Origin of the sequence: Anabaena sp. UHCC 0451 (assembly GCF_034931405.1) — a bacterium.
In the GTDB taxonomy this organism is placed as follows: domain Bacteria; phylum Cyanobacteriota; class Cyanobacteriia; order Cyanobacteriales; family Nostocaceae; genus RDYJ01.
The window spans coordinates 66,720-83,645 of the sequence record NZ_JAYGHA010000009.1; the positions used below are offsets into that span (position 1 = coordinate 66,720).

At 36.7% G+C, this 16,926-nt stretch carries 11 protein-coding genes; 5 read left to right on the forward strand and 6 right to left on the reverse strand.

Going from position 1 to position 16,926, the window contains the following annotated elements:
• Nucleotides 1–81 precede the first annotated feature (81 nt).
• On the reverse strand, nt 82–756 hold the full coding sequence (locus tag VB694_RS08280) for a ribonuclease T2 family protein (RefSeq protein ID WP_323359833.1): 675 nt from the start codon (nt 754–756) through the stop codon (nt 82–84).
• Nucleotides 757–899: 143 nt separating this feature from the next.
• Here VB694_RS08280 and VB694_RS08285 point away from each other — a divergent pair, with 143 nt between their 5' ends.
• Together VB694_RS08285 and VB694_RS08290 are read left to right on the forward strand one after the other, a co-directional pair.
• Nucleotides 900–1,454: a TRAP transporter small permease subunit gene (locus VB694_RS08285; RefSeq protein WP_323359834.1), complete on the forward strand. Its 555-nt coding sequence runs from the start codon at nt 900–902 to the stop codon at nt 1,452–1,454.
• Complete coding sequence (locus tag VB694_RS08290; protein ID WP_323359835.1) at nt 1,438–2,775, forward strand: TRAP transporter large permease subunit; 1,338 nt, start codon at nt 1,438–1,440, stop codon at nt 2,773–2,775. Before VB694_RS08285 ends, VB694_RS08290 begins: the two co-directional genes overlap by 17 nt.
• Before the next feature lie 391 nt (nt 2,776–3,166).
• On the opposite strand, the gene VB694_RS08295 is transcribed toward VB694_RS08290, so the two are convergent.
• Nucleotides 3,167–3,307, reverse strand: a complete 141-nt coding sequence (locus VB694_RS08295) for a hypothetical protein (protein WP_323359836.1) — start codon at nt 3,305–3,307, stop codon at nt 3,167–3,169.
• 380 nt (nt 3,308–3,687) lie between these two features.
• Here VB694_RS08295 and VB694_RS08300 point away from each other — a divergent pair, with 380 nt between their 5' ends.
• Nucleotides 3,688–8,013: a HEAT repeat domain-containing protein gene (locus tag VB694_RS08300; RefSeq protein ID WP_323359837.1), complete on the forward strand. Its 4,326-nt coding sequence runs from the start codon at nt 3,688–3,690 to the stop codon at nt 8,011–8,013.
• 65 nt (nt 8,014–8,078) lie between these two features.
• On the opposite strand, the gene VB694_RS08305 is transcribed toward VB694_RS08300, so the two are convergent.
• Both VB694_RS08305 and VB694_RS08310 read right to left on the reverse strand, forming a co-directional pair.
• On the reverse strand, nt 8,079–9,182 hold the full coding sequence (locus VB694_RS08305) for a TRAP transporter substrate-binding protein (RefSeq protein ID WP_323359838.1): 1,104 nt from the start codon (nt 9,180–9,182) through the stop codon (nt 8,079–8,081).
• Between the two features lie 49 nt (nt 9,183–9,231).
• Nucleotides 9,232–10,401, reverse strand: a complete 1,170-nt coding sequence (locus tag VB694_RS08310) for an FAD-dependent oxidoreductase (RefSeq protein ID WP_323359839.1) — start codon at nt 10,399–10,401, stop codon at nt 9,232–9,234.
• 232 nt (nt 10,402–10,633) lie between these two features.
• On the opposite strand from VB694_RS08310, the gene VB694_RS08315 reads away from it, so the two are divergent.
• Nucleotides 10,634–11,323 carry a pentapeptide repeat-containing protein gene (locus VB694_RS08315; protein ID WP_323359840.1) on the forward strand — a complete coding sequence of 230 codons (690 nt, stop codon included), beginning with the start codon at nt 10,634–10,636 and terminating at the stop codon, nt 11,321–11,323.
• Nucleotides 11,324–11,745: 422 nt separating this feature from the next.
• Nucleotides 11,746–13,218 carry a pentapeptide repeat-containing protein gene (locus tag VB694_RS08320; protein WP_323359841.1) on the forward strand — a complete coding sequence of 491 codons (1,473 nt, stop codon included), beginning with the start codon at nt 11,746–11,748 and terminating at the stop codon, nt 13,216–13,218.
• A 75-nt stretch (nt 13,219–13,293) separates the two neighbouring features.
• Here the strand turns inward: VB694_RS08320 and VB694_RS08325 are convergent, their stop codons facing one another.
• The gene (locus VB694_RS08325) at nt 13,294–14,754 is read right to left on the reverse strand and encodes an ammonium transporter (RefSeq protein ID WP_323359842.1); all 1,461 of its coding nucleotides are present in this window, start codon (nt 14,752–14,754) and stop codon (nt 13,294–13,296) included.
• Nucleotides 14,755–15,665: 911 nt separating this feature from the next.
• Entirely contained in the window at nt 15,666–16,679 is a 1,014-nt protein-coding gene (locus tag VB694_RS08330; protein ID WP_323359843.1) for a cyanophycinase, read from the reverse strand.
• Nucleotides 16,680–16,926 lie beyond the last annotated feature (247 nt).

Below are 16,926 nucleotides of genomic sequence, written 5' to 3' on the forward strand. Positions count from 1 at the left end.
ATCCCTATAGTCCCCTCCTCGCAAGCGGGGAGGGGTTCTTGTACCTCATTCAACCGAGAAACGCTAGATAACTTCCAGGTATTACCTAACATTTCTCACCAAAAAATTAGCCTGACCACAACTTTTTTGAGAACGTCTTAAAATCTCCTGACTACAAATACCTGCTTTACCATCTTTAGAATAACAAAAGAAAACTTCTTGTAAAAATCTACCAGAATCAGAACAAAAAGGAGCAATCCCATTAGCAGTAAATTGTTTATTAGCACTGACAAAGGCAGTTTTAAAATCTTTAACTGTAGTGCGAAATGGTTGAACAGGACGATTATAAGCTGTGGGGATAACCAGAGAATATTTTAACTGCTTGCTTAATGTTAAATATTCGATAGGTTTTTGACCAGAACAAGTTCCATGTTTTTGCCATTCATGATTATAAAGTTTATCACTAGGAAATAAACCTCTAAACTTATCTTTAACTAAGGAAGGTAATTTCTCAGTTGTACAGTTAGCAGGATAACCTTTTTGATATTGTGGCCAAAGACCATGTAGAACAAAACCATATTTTCTTCCTGGACTGCACTGTTGGGGATCACGATTACCATTTCTCGCACAATGATCAGGAGACCAGGATAATGTTAAAACATAAAAATCAAATTTACCAGGAGTACCAGGTTTTTGGGCTAATGCACTATTTGGTATAGCTAGGGTAGTTATCAACAAGGAAGATGCAACAACAAGGTTTTTTATTGGCATATTCATAATCAATTACTCTGATGATAAAAGTCTTTAAAATTACAATACCGTATTTAAGCAATAAAAAAAAGACCAACACACAGATCCCTTGACTCAATCCCTTGACAATGTAAACTACATTTACAGCAACTCAGGAGGTCATAAAATCATTGAACACATTATTAAAAATATCAGGTTTTATTGATACCTGCACTGAACGCATAGGCCGATTAACCAGTTGGTTAGTCTTGGTGATGGTAATACTGGGTGTATGGAATGTAGCAGGTAGATACATTGGACGGATTATTGGTAATAATCTCACTTCCAACGCCTATATTGAAGCCCAATGGTATATTTTTGACCTAGTTTTTCTATTAGGTGCAGCTTACACCCTTAAACATAACGAACACGTGCGGGTGGATGTTTTTTATAGTAACTTATCAGGGAAAAAGAAAGCGATCGCTGACTTATTTGGGACAGTATTTTTCCTGATACCTTTCTGTATCATGGTGATTATTTTTTCCTGGGATACCATCATTGCCTCTTGGCAAATTATGGAAACATCACCAGATCCTGGTGGTTTACCTCGTTACCCCATTAAAGCCATGATTATTGTCGCCTTTGTGCTGCTGATTTTTCAGGGCATTTCCGAGGCCATTAAAAATGTGGCCATACTGCAAAACAGAATAGCACCCCAGGAGGAAAATCATGACGCTGGACTATGAATGGCTTGGTCCATTTATGTTTGCAGGGGCTTTAGTGCTGCTATCGGTGGGGTATCCAGTCGCTTTTTCTCTCGGTGGAGTAGCGATTTTATTCGGCATTATCGGCATTGCTTTGGGTGTTTTTGACCCGGTATTTCTCACAGCTATGCCACAGCGGATTTTTGGCATCATGGCCAATTATACCCTGTTAGCCATTCCTTACTTCATCTTCATGGGGTCAATGTTGGAAAAATCCGGCATTGCTGAAAGACTCTTAGAAACAATGGGGATTTTGTTGGGACGCTTGCGGGGTGGACTGGCTTTAGCTGTAATTTTGGTAGGTGCATTACTGGCAGCAACTACAGGTGTAGTAGCCGCGACTGTGGTAGCAATGGGTTTGATTTCTCTGCCAATTATGCTGCGCTATGGTTACAACAAAGAATTAGCTACTGGTGTAATTGCGGCTTCGGGAACATTGGGACAAATTATCCCCCCTAGTGTGGTATTGGTGGTTTTGGGCGATCAATTGGGTGTGTCTGTCGGTGATTTATTTATCGGTTCAGTCATTCCTGGCTTGATGATGGCGGGGTCTTTTGCTATTCATGTATTAATTGTGGCCTTTTTGAAGCCAGAGGTAGCCCCAGCCTTACCAGCCGAAGTGAGGGAAATTGGTGGAAAAGCTTTGAGAAAGCGGGTAGTTCAGGTAATGTTACCGCCATTGATTTTGATATTGTTGGTATTGGGAAGTATCTTTTTTGGGTTTGCGACACCCACAGAAGCCGGTGCGGTAGGATGTGCTGGTGCGATCGCCCTAGCTGCTGCTAACCGTCAACTAACTTTAGCATCTCTGCGTCAAGTTTGTGATAACACTTTAAGAATTACCAGCATGGTAATTTTTATCTTGTTGGGTTCTACAGCTTTCAGTTTAGTATTTCGGGGCTTAAATGGCGATCAATTCATGTTTGATGTCCTCTCTAATCTCCCCGGTGGTAAAGTCGGATTTTTAGCCCTGAGTATGACGGTAGTTTTCCTACTGGGCTTTTTCATAGATTTCTTTGAAATCGCCTTTATCATCGTGCCTTTATTTGTGCCAGTCGCCCAAACTTTAGGAATTGATTTAGTTTGGTATGGTGTAATATTAGGGGCAAATTTACAAACTTCTTTCCTGACACCTCCCTTTGGTTTTGCCTTATTTTATCTGCGCGGTGTCGCACCTCCAGAAGTAACAACTGGTGATATTTATCGCGGAGTAATTCCGTTTATTTTGCTGCAATTGTTGGTGGTACTCTTAATTATTACCTTCCCAGGAATTGTCAGTTTTCTCCCTTCTTTGGGACGTTAAGATCATATACCTCGTTCCCAGTCTCAGACTGGGAATGCCATCAAGAGGTTCTACCTCTAATTTAATATAAGGCAGAGCCTTGATCATTCATTCCCATACAGAGTATAGGAATAAGAAAAACGAACCACAGAGGCACAGAGAACACAGAGAAAGAGGTTCTACCTCTACATTTAATATCAGGCAGATCCTTGATCTTTTATTCCCATACAAAGTATAGGAATAAGAAACGAAAAATTTGGTGAGGTTAATTGTTCTACTGTTATTTTCTGCAATTCCCATACAATAATTACTCATAATCATGATGATGCAGAAACTGCGCCCCTCATCTGTATAGTATGGCAATTAAAGAAAGCCACTAGCGATTTGTTTTACCCACCTCGAAATAATGTGTTTATGTGTTGTTATTATCTTTGTCTTCATTGTTGGAGGAGTTATATTTTATCTTTTTCATCACCCAAAATAAAACAGCATCAGAGAACCTTTCAATTGCCCAAGTGATTAAAGCTGTTAACAGAAGAGTAGAGATATCCATTAGAAATTACCGCTATTGTTTTTTTTGCTTGATTATTTATATAAAATCAAATAAAAAATAGAGAAAAAAGATCCAACAAATAGAATTTACTAGAATTTAATAGAAATCTTGCTCATCATGATTGATCATGTTATTTTGGGAATACAGCATTTCTAGATTTGATTTTTGATAGCTTGTCTGGTGTAGCCATACAAATTCTGTATACAAAAAGCCTTAATTGGTAAGGGTTTAGCATTGCTAAACCCCTACATATAAATAAAAATTCATAGTCCGTTTTAACGGACTTTAGCTATTAGACTGGGAATTGATTCCCAGGCGTATTATGAAGCTAATTGAGAATACTAAAATCACCATAAATAATTAATCAACAAGCGTAATTTATGACATCCCCAAAAGAAACAACATTACAACAACAATTTTTGCAAGATAAATCCAGAAAATTTGAATTTACTGGAGATACATATCAAGTATTTCTGGTTCGATTTGACCCGAATAACTATGCTATTGATGATGATGATATACTTCTTAAAAAGATTAATTCAAACAAGGAAGTTGGGCATGAAAAACAAAAAATAAAAGATATTCTGGGAAAGAATATATACTCTGTTTTCAGACAAAATGGTTGTGATATAACCTCAAAAGGAGGCAGACCAAGCAAAGGAAACGAGCCTTGGAAACAGGCTTATAAATGGCTTTGGGACGAAAAATATCCTGAATGGCTTGCACAACAACAAACCCAAAACAATCAACCTGAACCCGAACCGAAAACCCTACAAATCAACTGGCGCGAAATATGCCAGAAAATGCTACAAAAACAGCAAAATGAACAACGATTAAGACGACAAATCACCGAATTAAAACACGAAACAGAAATCTTTGTAGAATTAGGCTTAATTCAACCCAAACCCGCACGACGTAAAGAAGAAAAACCCTTTCCCGATGCGGCTGAGGGTATGCGACAATATGAATTAAAAACAGAAGAAATTACCAAACAATACGAATATCAGCAATTTATTGATGAAGTCATAGGCCAGCAAACCAAAAATTTAGCCATTATTGGAGAACCAGGGGCAGGAAAAACCACTTGGTTAAGCAAAATTGCCGAATATTTAGCCGATAAATCTGATTATCCTAGCCCTATTTTTATTAATCTCAGTCGCTTAGACAATAGAACCCTAAAAGACTATTTACTGCATACTTGGCTAGAAGAGGCTTTAGAGTTTATTCCTTCCCAAATTACGGTTACACCGGCTTTAGAGGCAGATTTTCAGCAACAGTTTAAGGATAAGCGAGTGTGGTTGTTGTTGGATGGGGTGGATGAAATGAAAACCACCGCAAACTCACCTTTATCCCAACTCAATAGCCAATTAGAAGGATGGGTAACTTGGACTAGGGTAATTCTCACCTGTCGTCTCAATGTTTGGCAACCTAACCCCATAGCTAATTTTGAATACTATCGCACTCTGGCTTTTAGTAATGTCCAGGTGAGAGATTTTATTCAGCAGTGGTATGAAAAGGCGGAAAAACGGGAGTTAGGGGAACAGTTACAGCAAAAGTTAACCGCACCCCAACACAGCCGCATTTTTGATTTAGTCAAAAACCCTTTGCGGTTGGCAATGTTGTGTCAGAGTTGGTATTTTTTGCAAGGGGAATTACCGGAAACTAAAGCGAATTTGTATCAGCGTTTTGTGGATGCAACTTATGAATGGAAAAAAGGGGAATTTGGCACTACAGCAGCGCAAATACAACAGTTAAATCAGGCTTTGGGAAAATTGGCTTTGAGGATGATTGATGAACAAATTAGTCTCAAGGTGTCTGTGATTAAAGATGTCATGAGTTTGGAGGATTTTGAGTTAGCAGAAAGGTTAGGTTGGTTAAATTGGGTTTATACTGAGCAAAAAACTGAGCAAAGAGTTTATGCTTTCTTTCACCTGAGTTTTGCCGAATATTTTGCAGCTTGTGTAATTGATGATTGGGATTATTTTTTACCTAAAGATCATGAAGATAAACCTGTTGAGGGTAAGAAATATCGTATTTTTGAGAATGAGTGGAATGAGATATTTTTATTGTGGATGGGAAGAGATAAGATTAACAAGGATAAGAAAGAAGAATTTATTCTAGCATTAGTAAATTTTCAAGATGGAGGAGTAGATGATTTCTATAGTTTTCAGGCTTATTTTAAAGCGGCTATAGCTATTGGTGAATTTAAAAGCTGTTTACTGGCTAATAGAATTGTATGTCAGATTATTAAATGGGGATTTGGTTATTTTGATAAAGAAACGCAGAAATGGGTAAATTTTCCTGATCCCATTCTAGAAGAAGCAGACGAAGGTTTATCTTTGATTGATACAAAAATAATAATTACAGCGTTGATGTCAATTCTTAATTCAATTGATGATAAAAATATTATTATAAAAGTTTCTCGTAGTTTATTAGAAATAGAGCCAGAAAATGAACGGGCAATTACAGAGTTGATGTCAATTCTTGATTCAACTGATGATATAAATATTATTATAGAAGTTTCTCGTAGTTTATTAGAAATAGAGCCAGAAAATGAACGGGTAATTACAGCGTTGATGTCAATTCTTAATTCAAACGATGATGAAAATACTCTTAAAAAATCTATTCGTAGTTTAGAAAAAATAGCAGTAGGGAATGAACAAGTAATCACAAACTTAATTTCAATTCTTAATTCTACTGAAAATAAAAATATCTCTAGAGCAGTCACTCGTAGTTTAGAAAAAATAGCAGTAGGAAATGAACAAGCAATTACAAACTTAATTTCAATTCTTAATTCTACTGAAGATAAATCTATTATTATAGAAGTTTCTCGTAGTTTAGAAAAAATAGCAGTAGGAAATGAACAAGCAATTATAAACTTAATTTCAATTCTTAATTCTACTGAAAATAAAAATATCTCTAGAGCAATTAGTAATATTTTAGGAGAAATAGCAGTAGGAAATGAACAAGCAATTATAAACTTAATTTCAATTCTTAATTCTACTGAAGATAAAAATATCTCTAGAGCAGTTAGTAATATTTTAGGAGAAATAGCAATAGGGAATGAACAAGCAATTACAAATTTAATTTCAATTCTTAATTCTACTCATAAAAAATCTATTATTTATAGAACTTTGGAAATATTAGAAGAAATAGCAGTAGGAAATAAAGAGGCAATTACAGCGTTAATTTCAATTCTCAATTTTACTGATGATGAAGATACTTGTCTGCAAATTGCTGAAACGTTAGTAACTATAGAACCAGGGAATGAAGAGGCAATTACAGCGTTAATTTCAATTCTCAATTCAACTGATGATGAAGATACTTGTCTACAAATTGCTGAAACGTTAGTAGCTATAGAACCAGGGAATGAAGAGGCAATTACAGCGTTAATTTCGATTCTCAATTCAACTGATGATGAAGATATTTGTATGCAAGTTGTTGAAACTTTAGGAGAAATAGGAGTAGACGATGAAGAGTCAATTACAGCTTTGATTTCCTTACTTAATTCAACCGATGATGAATATACTATTAGAAAGATTGCTCGTAGTTTAGGAAAAATAGGAGTATACAATGAAAAAGCAATTACAGCTTTGATTTCCTTACTTAATTCAACCGATGATAAAGATATTTGTATCCAAATTGTTGAAACTTTAGGAGAAATAGGAGTAGACAATGAAGAGTCAATTACAGCTTTGATTTCAATTCTCAATTCAACCGATGATGAATATACTCTTAGAAAGGTTACTCGTAGTTTAGGAGAAATAGGAAAGGTAATTACAGCTTTAACTTGTCTGCTTAATTTAACCAAAAATGAAGATATTTGTATGCAAATTGTTGAAACTTTAGGAGAAATAGGAGTAGACAATGAAAAGACAATTACAGCTTTAATTTCCTTATTTAATTCAACCGATGATGAATATACTCTTAGAAAGGTTACTCGTGATTTAGGAGAAATAGGAATAGATGATGAAAACGTAATTACAGCTTTAATTTCCTTACTCAATTCAACCGAAAATGAAGATATTTGTATGCAAGTTGTTGAAATTTTAGGAGAAATTATTAAAACAGAAAATAATTATCTAATCACAATTTCAGCTTTAAACAAACATCTCACCAAAGAAGTATATAAAAATAATTCTGACCTCTACAAAAACTATTCCAAAATCCTCTGGCAATGTGCCAAAAACCTCACCTATCCCCAATTCTACCAAGCATGGCACGCCACCAACACCACCACCCTTAACCAACTCCAACAACAATACACCGATATTTATACCCAATTAAAGCAATTGCAACCCACCTCCACCACCTATCCCATCCCCCTCAACGCTGCCAACCTGGAAGGGAAAACCGCAGAAAAAGCCATAGCCAAAGGTATATTAATCAAAATTTATGGCGAAATCTTTCCCAAACAAAAAGCCGAAAACATAGAAGATATATTCGACTTAGAAAACCAACTCCAACCCCTGAGAAAACATCTAAATACAGATAAAATCGCCCTCATTTTCTGTGACATTAATCCTCACCCAGAATTAATTAATTTCTGTCAGCAATTACAGAAGAATCACTGGTTAAAAATCGCCTTGATTACCGATACACCAATAGCATCTCCCTTGAGTGGTTTTTCGCCTCAACAGGATAATTTATTAGGAGTGGTTCAAACTTGGTTAGAGGAATCAGAGATGTTTGAAAGGGGTTCATAAAATCTTCCAATCCCTAAAACTGTTTGGCATCTAGAAAGTTAAATTCGATATTGATAAATGAGATATTACTTATTATCACCAGTCACAAAATTAGCATAGCTTAATTCATTGATACGATTCCATGTAAAAATCTGTCCTCTAAATTTTTTCCACTGTTCATACAACTGTTTAAAAGTTGCATCCTTACTAGCATTCTCTTCATATATTTCAAAAGCAGCTTTCTTTGCAGCTTGCATAATTTCTTGGCTGTAAGGAGTTAACTTAGTTCCACTAGCCAGTAATCTTGTTAATGCTTCTCCATTCAAAGCATCATATTCAGTTAACATATTCATATTGGCTTCAATAGTCGCAGTTTTGAATATTTCCTGATATTCTTTCGGTAATTTATCCCAAGCTTTCCGACTCACCAATACATCTAAAGTTGGACCCGGTTCCCACCAACCAGGATAATAATAAAATTGGGCGGCTTTATTTAAACCCAACTTCTCATCATCATATGGTCCCACCCATTCGGCTGCATCAATAGCACCTCTATCTAAAGCTAAATATATTTCTCCTCCGGGTAACACTTGCACATTTACTCCCAACCGAGACATAACTTGTCCACCCAAACCAGGAATCCGCATTTTTAAACCATTCAAATCAGCAACAGACTTGATTTCTTTCTTAAACCATCCTCCCATTTGCGCCCCAGTGTTACCAGCGGGAAAGTTGATAATATTAAAATCAGCATAAATTTTTTGCATGGCTTCTAATCCACCACCATGATACAACCAAGCATTTTGTTGTTGGGCGTTTAAACCGAAGGGTACGGTGGTAGCAAAAGCTAAAGCCGGATTTTTGCCTATGTAATAATAACTAGCCGTGTGTCCACATTCTACCGTTCCCCCTTGCACTGCATCTAATACTTGCAAACCGGGGACTAATTCCCCCGCCGCAAAGGGGGTAATGGTAAAACGGCCACCTGTCATTTCTTTGACACGTTTGGCGATGGTTTCCGCACCAATATAAGTCCCTAAACTCTTTGTCCAGCTAGTGGCCATGCGCCATCTTACCGTTGGTAAACTACTTTGGACACTGGTGGATGTACCTGTTTTTGCACAAGCAGCGGTGAGTGTAGCCGTGGCTGTAGCAATTATACCTGTATTGAGAATTTGTCTACGTTTCATGATTTTTTAAATTTCCATTACTCTATCTTGAGGCTGATAGTGCAATTTATCAGGTTTTTGGTAAGTTTTGAAATTGTGCCATAAAACGTCGATCAATACAGTCTTTCCAGTGCCAAAATAATTGATGGGGTGGTAAGGTCAAATTTCCTCTTGTAGCTAATGCGCGTCCGTCACCTGTACCAATCAAACTTAAATACTCTGTTTGTGGTTTGTAGAATTTAAGTGATTGACCCAAAATTATCCTTTGCAAATTTTCATACAAAGGTTTACCTTGACGCACTGCAAATACACCTGCTTTTGGTAAGTGATAATTAATCATTGTGGCAATATCGCCCGCTGCAAAAATATGGGGATGACTAACAGATTGCAAATTATCATTTACTAAAATAAAACCTTTTTTATCAGTATCAATTCCCGAATTTTCAACCCAATTTGCTGCTGATGCTTGTGTCACCCAAAATACCCGATCACATTTTAAAATCAACCCAGATTCCGATTGAATTTCTAATTTATTATCTATAGTTGGTGTAATTTCACATACACTTTCGCCTAAATGCAATTTTACACCTTGATTAATTAAAATTTCTAACATCATTCGCCGCACCAATGGGTGATGATTGGGCATTAATTCCCCAGTGCGTTGCCATAAATGCAATTCTAGATTTTCAATTTCTAACTTCCGTAAACCTGCCAACATTGATAATGCTAATTCTACACCTCCAGCCCCACCACCAACAATACTAATAGTTAGTGGTTTCTGGGGATTTTTAACAACCATTTCCTGCAATTTATACCAATGTTCTAAAAGTTGTGCTACTGGTTTAGCCGCAATTGCATATTCTGCCGCACCTGATACAGACAATTTCGCTGGAGTGCTGCCAATATCAATAGACAGAATATCAAAATCTACCGCAGGTCTGTTAGCACAAAGCACTTTGTGATTTTTTAAATCTAGCCCTATTACTCGGTCAAGATACAACTTTGCTTTAACAAATTTACATAATTTTTGCAAGTCAATATGACATTGAGCATAATTATAAAATCCGGCAATATGTCCGGGTAACATCCCAGAGTAGGGTGTATATTGATCTGGAGTAATTAAGGTCAAATTTACTCCAGCTACAGGGTTATTACCAAAAAGTTTTAAAACAATGGCATGACTATGGCCACCACCAATCAGCACTAAGTTTTTGAGTATTGGCTGGGTATTTTGCAACATCTGGAGACTTGAGTAAATATAATCAGTAATTAAATATCAATATAATCATGATTTTGCTCAGGTGGGTATGAATAAATAATAAGCATTAGTATGAAAAAACCAATTTCGATGCGTATCTTTAAAATCTATTTTTCTGGGTGTCTATATCCAAAACCAGGAAATTATATATCAGATAAATTGCATAAATTGGTATTAATTATAAAAACAATTCTAGGTTTTTTAAAGTAATAATATGTCGTTTAGAAAAATCATCCATTGGATGCTGTTAATTTCGGGAAATATCAAAAATAATCAAAATAACAACTTTTATCAAGATTATTTAATGAAAGTCCTACAACAACTGGATCATAATTCAATAGAAACCAGTTTATCGGCAATTAATGATTTAGAACGTCTGGCGGAGATGAATCCACAATACCACTGGATAATTATGGATATGCTGACTAATTTCCTGCGAAATAAAGCTGTTAATCTATCAACAGAGGAAGTAATCAATAATTCTTCACTAAACACCCGGACAGTAATTCAAGCGGCTATTAATGTCATTGCTAAAAGAGACACAAAAAAAGATCCAGAAAATGAGCAGATTGACTTAAGTTACACAGATTTAAGGGGAGTTAACTTAGAAGGCGCAAACCTGGAGCAAACTAACCTTTATCAAGCAAATCTTACTGGTGCAAACCTCAATTCTGCCAACCTCTCTGGTGCTATCCTCAGTGCAGCAAATCTTACTGGTGCAAACCTCAATTCTGCCAACCTCTCTGGTGCTATTCTCAGTGCAGCAAACCTCAGTAGTGCAAATCTTTCTGGTGCTAACTTGCATCGAGCTAATTTATATTTAGCTAGTTTAGAGGATGCTATTTTGAATGATGCTATTCTTGATGGAGCAAATCTGAGAGAAGTGAAGTTTAATAAGTTTTAAGAATCAATATATACCTAGTACCGCTTTGCGAAAGTCAAAAGTAATAGGTTGTAAGCTTTTCCAAACTCTTATCTAACAAAGATTCCAGAATTTATTGATAATTTTTTGATGGTACAAGCCCCCGGATTTATCTGTGGGGTCGATCTAAAATCCAAAATCCTCAAACTCCCAGATTTAACCGTAGAATCAATCCAAAATCCAAAATTTAAAGTCGGATGACTGCTATATTTTTTACCTAATTTACCGTTGATATGCTGTCAATATATCCCGAAGAGTAAAAAGTAAGGGGATACGGTAAAAATGAAAACCATTTACCCTTTTATTGCGAGAAAATTTTACATTTATAAATTTACGGCTAAATGCTATACTGTTTTTTTTAATCATCTCAGTAATAACTCATTATTGTGAAGCATCTTTCTGGTATGTCTGCTAAAAAGACAGACACAACTTTGTATTGGTTGATCACCATCATCATTATTGTTGTTCTGTCCTTAATACTGATTGTCTTCGCATCTACTAATATTGAGAAGTTATCACTTCAGCAGCAAATATCTGACAAAAATCTGGGATTAACTACTATTGCCATAGTTTTTCTAGTTGTAGCTGTCATGCTTAATGTTTATTATGCAGCAAAGCGGACTCAAGCAATAGAGAAAAACGCAATTACAGCAGAGAAAGCTCTAGCAATTAACCTTGAAAATACCAAACTCACTCAAAGGAGACTGATTGCAGAACGCTTTATTGGCGGAATTGCCCAGTTAGGACATGACAAAGTAGAAACGCGTACAGGTGCAATTTATGCTTTAGAAAGAATTGCTCAGGAGTTTCCCCAAGAACATTGGACAATTATGGAAATTCTTACTGCTTTTGTCCGTGAAAATGCACCCATAAAAGCAGAGAGAAAACTACAAAAACCAGAAGATTTCATGAGCATTGATTTGGGTAAACATCGCGACAGAGAACGCCGTCAACAGCAAGCAAGTTATTCTCTGGCATTAGAATCTTTTAAACTGCGTACTGATATCCAAGCTGCCTTGACTGTTATCGGTAGACGCAATTTTCAGCAAGATAGAGAAAATCAAAAATTAGATCTACGTAATACTGACATCAGACGTGTTGACTTAGCAGGAGCTAAACTACCAAGAATAGACTTACGGGGATCTGATTTGTCTGGTGCAGATTTACGTGATGCAGATTTAAATGAAGCAAATTTGGATGGTGCTAAACTTATCGGTTCGATTCTTTATGAAGCTAACTTATTTAAAGCTAGTTTGCGTGGAGTTAATTTGAGTCGTGCTAATCTCAATCTTGCTAATTTGTATGGAGTCAACTTGCGTTCAGCTAATTTGTTTGGTGCTAGTTTGCGTTCAGCTAATTTACAAGCTGCAAACTTGTATAAAGCCAATTTGCAACAAGCAAATCTCAAAGCTGCTAATCTTTCTGGTGCTAAGTTATTTCTAGCTAATTTACAAGGGGCAAAATTAGGTAAAACAAATTTACGTTCAGCAGGTTTAATTGCTGCAAATCTTAATGGTGCAAATCTTAATGGTGCGAATTTACAAGGTGCAAATTTGAACGCGGCCAAATTGCAACAAACAGATATCTATTTTGCCAATCTCAGTGAAGCTAGTTTGACAGAAGCCAATTTATTTAAAGCTAATTTGATGGGAGCTAATCTTTGTCAAGCCCTTCTTGATGAAGCTGATCTTTCTGAAGCTAATCTCATGGGTGCTAATTTAGCAGGCGCTCATCTTCATGATGTCAAACTAACTGGAGCGATTTTAACCGGGGCAAAAAACCTTAAATCTGAGCAGATAATTAACGCAGTGGGCGATCGCACTACTCGCCTTCCTGATTATATTGAAGCACCAGCTAATTGGCAGGAAGCAGTCTAAATCGCTTAGTTCTTGTTTTCGCTTGGCAATTAAGACAGGTGCTAAAATTGCCAAAACGATCAATTATTAACCTTGTTAACCCTCAAATTTGCCAATTTGAGGCTTTTTAGAGTGATTTTGTTGTTCTTCAACAAACTCTTCCACTGCATAGACATCAGGCCATACAGTAGCACCGTGTTCGTAAGCATCAATGCCGATTTGATCCGCTTCAGGATCAACACGCAATTTACCAATAGCTTTTAATCCCAAGAACATTGCAAAAGCAAAAGCTATAGTAAATGCACTGACAGCAACTAGACCCAAAATTTGCACACCCAGTAAGTCAAAGCCACCACCTAAAAGTAGACCGGCTTTACCACCAGTGAGTTCTTTTTGACCCAAAAAGCCGATCGCTAATGTACCCATCATGCCATTGATGCCGTGAACCGCAAAGGCACTTACAGGATCATCAATGTGCATTGCTTCAATTAAGTCAATTCCCAAAACTACTAATATTCCCCCGGTTAAGCCAATTAAAACCGCAGCCCAAGGGAGAATAAAAGCACAACCGGCGGTAACTCCTACTAAACCAGCTAAAGAACCATTCAAACAGTAAACTAAGTCCCATTTACCGGAACGGAAATATTGATAAAACATGGCTGATAAAGCGCCACCACCAGCACCTAAAGTAGTATTGAGGATGACTAAACCAATTAAACCAGTGTTACCAGTGCTGAGGGTAGAACCAGGGTTGAAACCATACCAACCAAACCACAAAATCATCGTTCCCAAGGCTGCTAAACCTAAATTGTGTGCCGGTGGGATTGTTCCCCAAGCTGGACGACCAGGACGGGGTCCAAGTAAATAAGCACCTACCAAAGCTGTCCAACCGCCAACAGTGTGAACTACTGTACTACCAGCAAAGTCTAGGAAACCCATTTTAAATAACCAACCGTTGGAGTTCCAGACCCAGTGGACAATTAGCGGGTAACTAAATGCACCCATGATGGCGCTGTAAATTAAGTCACCGATAAAGTCTGTTCTTCCCGCCATTGAACCAGTAGTAATGGTACTAGCGGTAGCAGCAAAGGCAAATTGGAAGAAGAATAAGGTATAGGTATTAATTGCAGCAGTAGAACCAGGTGCGCCCATCGGGTAGCTACCATCTGCACCGGGTAACTGACTCAGGAAAAAGGTATCTGTCCCAATAAAACCACCCGCACTTGTACCGAAGGCGATCCCAAAGCCAATACCCCACCAAACCAAAATAGTTACCGCTGCATCAACAAAGTTTTCTAGTAAGGCATTCACTACTCCTCTTTGTCTCAGCAAACCCGCTTCTAACATGGAGAAACCAGTTTGCATGAAGAAGACTAAAAACCCTGTCAGTAGTACCCAAGTGGTATCAATGGAAATTTGTAATTTGGTGGTTGTATCCGCTAAAGATTGTACTGTTGGATCTGCGGCTTGGACAACTGTAGGAGCGAAAATTGCAAACACCATTGAGCCTATAGCTAGTGCTAGTAGGCGGTGTAAGGGACGAATACGATTATTCATTGCTGTTTTTTTTTGGCTAGAAAAACTTCAATTGATTTTCTTTGGCTTACCCAAATAAATAAATTTAATTGGGTAAATTATACAAGACTATTGTTAATAAAGCTGAAAACTCATTGTTTGGATTTTTTAACTTTTAGAGTTTTTCATCACTGCTAACACACTATTCTTCTTAATAGTATTAAGGTCGGTAGACCCTATGCTATGACGGGTTAGGAGTTTTTTTTTATTAACAGTTCCTTACCTCTCATGAAGGATAATTACTAGTCAAGGTGCAGTTTAAAATCTGGCACAAACCAGTGAGTTGAATGGTCAATGATATCAGAACGAGAATATACAGGAATTAGTTAGATTAACCCCTGCTCTACGTTGGTGAAACTACAAACAAATTTGATTGATTGTGTATTTAACACTGTTAAATATTCTGTATCTTCAAATACAATTTTTTGAGTTTTTATTTCTAGGACTTACGCAAGTGTCACACCAAAAATCTGTTGTAGGGTGCGTCAGACTGCATAAATCCTGCAAATAAGCAGATTGTTGATATCTGACGCACCCTACCAATGTACCAGTTGCGTAAGTCCTGATTTCAATGATGTCTTCTAGATCAAAGCAGGGAAGGTTAATCTATCCTTTGCCATATCAGCATTTGCCTTCAATAGCACTTTATCCTCAAGAGCGAGAATACTTATATATATAAATAATTAATAATTAATGAAATTAACATAACAAAAAACTATTTCCTACGTCATTCTACTTAAAATATTGAGTGATAAATACTATAAACAACAAGATCCCCGACTTCTCTAAGAAGTCGGGGATCTGACTCTGGCAATATTCACAAATCAAATGTCAAGGATTTGTTGACGGGAGAGTTATTAGATAAATTCAACTGAGGTTTATACACTAACAAACTACTTAATAGGAGTTCTTTTGAAACCTTCATATCCACCAGTGGTAAACCAATATTCCCAACTTCCACCAGAAGCCTTTGACCAATTATTGAGATCGAAAGAACCACTTCCTTCTGGTGTACCGGCAATTTTATAGACCTTAACAGCTTGTCCGTTATTATTCCAAATTATGGGTAAATCTCGTTTAACTTGTTCTGGTTCAGCACCATTAATTTGTAGAAAATAGGCATCTTGTCCTTTATCTGCACCATTACCAAATACTTTAGCAATTCCTTTTTCATCAATAGCAACAAAAGCACCTTCTTCTAAACCAATGGCAAAAACTGAAAGTCGATTGATATCATGAACAACTCTAGCTAATAATCCAAATAGTCTCCCATATCTTGTTTCTGTATGGTTTCTAGTAATTCTATCTAAATGTGTGTCAGTAATTACATTCTTGAGCGCAGGAACTCGAATAAAATCACTGCGATAAATATCTTTTGTATTGTGGTGAAAGGGGTCATTTAAAATTTCTGAACTCTGCACACCCTGATGGGAAGGTACATAATAGTAATCTCCTAAAATCGCCATACCTGCGCTAGTTCCAGCAATAGGAATCTTTTTTTCATTAATCAAAAAATTAATAGCATCTTCTACCGCTGTTCCTTCCCAATAATCTTCATAGGCATTTTGATCACCACCAGCTATAAATAGAGCATCGGCTTCACGGATATATTCAATAACTTCTGGATCATCGGCTGCTTCTCGACTGTCAATAGAAAGTTCAGCTGCTGAACTAATAAAATCTCTATAGTGATCACAAATCCAATCAGCGTGTTTACCTACTCCACCAGAACGAATTACTAAAAAATTCCCCCGTGCCGCTCTTTTTAGAAACCATTTAGTAGCTGCATCTTCCCCAGATTTTTGACCTTCTGCACCACCAATTAGCAGAATTCCAGGAACTGGTTTAGCTGATGTCTTATTGATTTTTCCGCATTCTCTAATATATTCAAAGTCTCGTCTTACCATAAATATCACCTTTGCTACTTATTGAGAATGACAAATATTGAGAACCTTTGATGTTCAAAAAATACATTTTTATAAATGATTAAGAATGCTCCCAGATATTAATTACTCCTTAGCTTTTGCATCCATGTACCATAAAAAAAGAAACAAGAATAATCCAATCTTGTTTCCTGTCATCTATGCCCTATGTTTATTGAAAATGCTATCCAGTTAAGGCATATAGGACTCATATTTGAAGTTTGAAAAAATC

What these genes read in the sequence shown, in the direction of transcription:
- VB694_RS08305 (WP_323359838.1), bottom strand. Translation starts at nt 9,182, where the DNA reads ATGAAACGTAGACAAATTCTCAATACAGGTATAATTGCTACAGCCACG.
- VB694_RS08330 (WP_323359843.1), bottom strand. Translation starts at nt 16,679, where the DNA reads ATGGTAAGACGAGACTTTGAATATATTAGAGAATGCGGAAAAATCAAT.
- VB694_RS08290 (WP_323359835.1), top strand. Translation starts at nt 1,438, where the DNA reads ATGACGCTGGACTATGAATGGCTTGGTCCATTTATGTTTGCAGGGGCT.
- VB694_RS08300 (WP_323359837.1), top strand. Translation starts at nt 3,688, where the DNA reads ATGACATCCCCAAAAGAAACAACATTACAACAACAATTTTTGCAAGAT.
- VB694_RS08280 (WP_323359833.1), bottom strand. Translation starts at nt 756, where the DNA reads ATGAATATGCCAATAAAAAACCTTGTTGTTGCATCTTCCTTGTTGATA.
- VB694_RS08320 (WP_323359841.1), top strand. Translation starts at nt 11,746, where the DNA reads ATGTCTGCTAAAAAGACAGACACAACTTTGTATTGGTTGATCACCATC.
- VB694_RS08325 (WP_323359842.1), bottom strand. Translation starts at nt 14,754, where the DNA reads ATGAATAATCGTATTCGTCCCTTACACCGCCTACTAGCACTAGCTATA.
- VB694_RS08310 (WP_323359839.1), bottom strand. Translation starts at nt 10,401, where the DNA reads ATGTTGCAAAATACCCAGCCAATACTCAAAAACTTAGTGCTGATTGGT.
- VB694_RS08315 (WP_323359840.1), top strand. Translation starts at nt 10,634, where the DNA reads ATGTCGTTTAGAAAAATCATCCATTGGATGCTGTTAATTTCGGGAAAT.
- VB694_RS08295 (WP_323359836.1), bottom strand. Translation starts at nt 3,307, where the DNA reads ATGGATATCTCTACTCTTCTGTTAACAGCTTTAATCACTTGGGCAATT.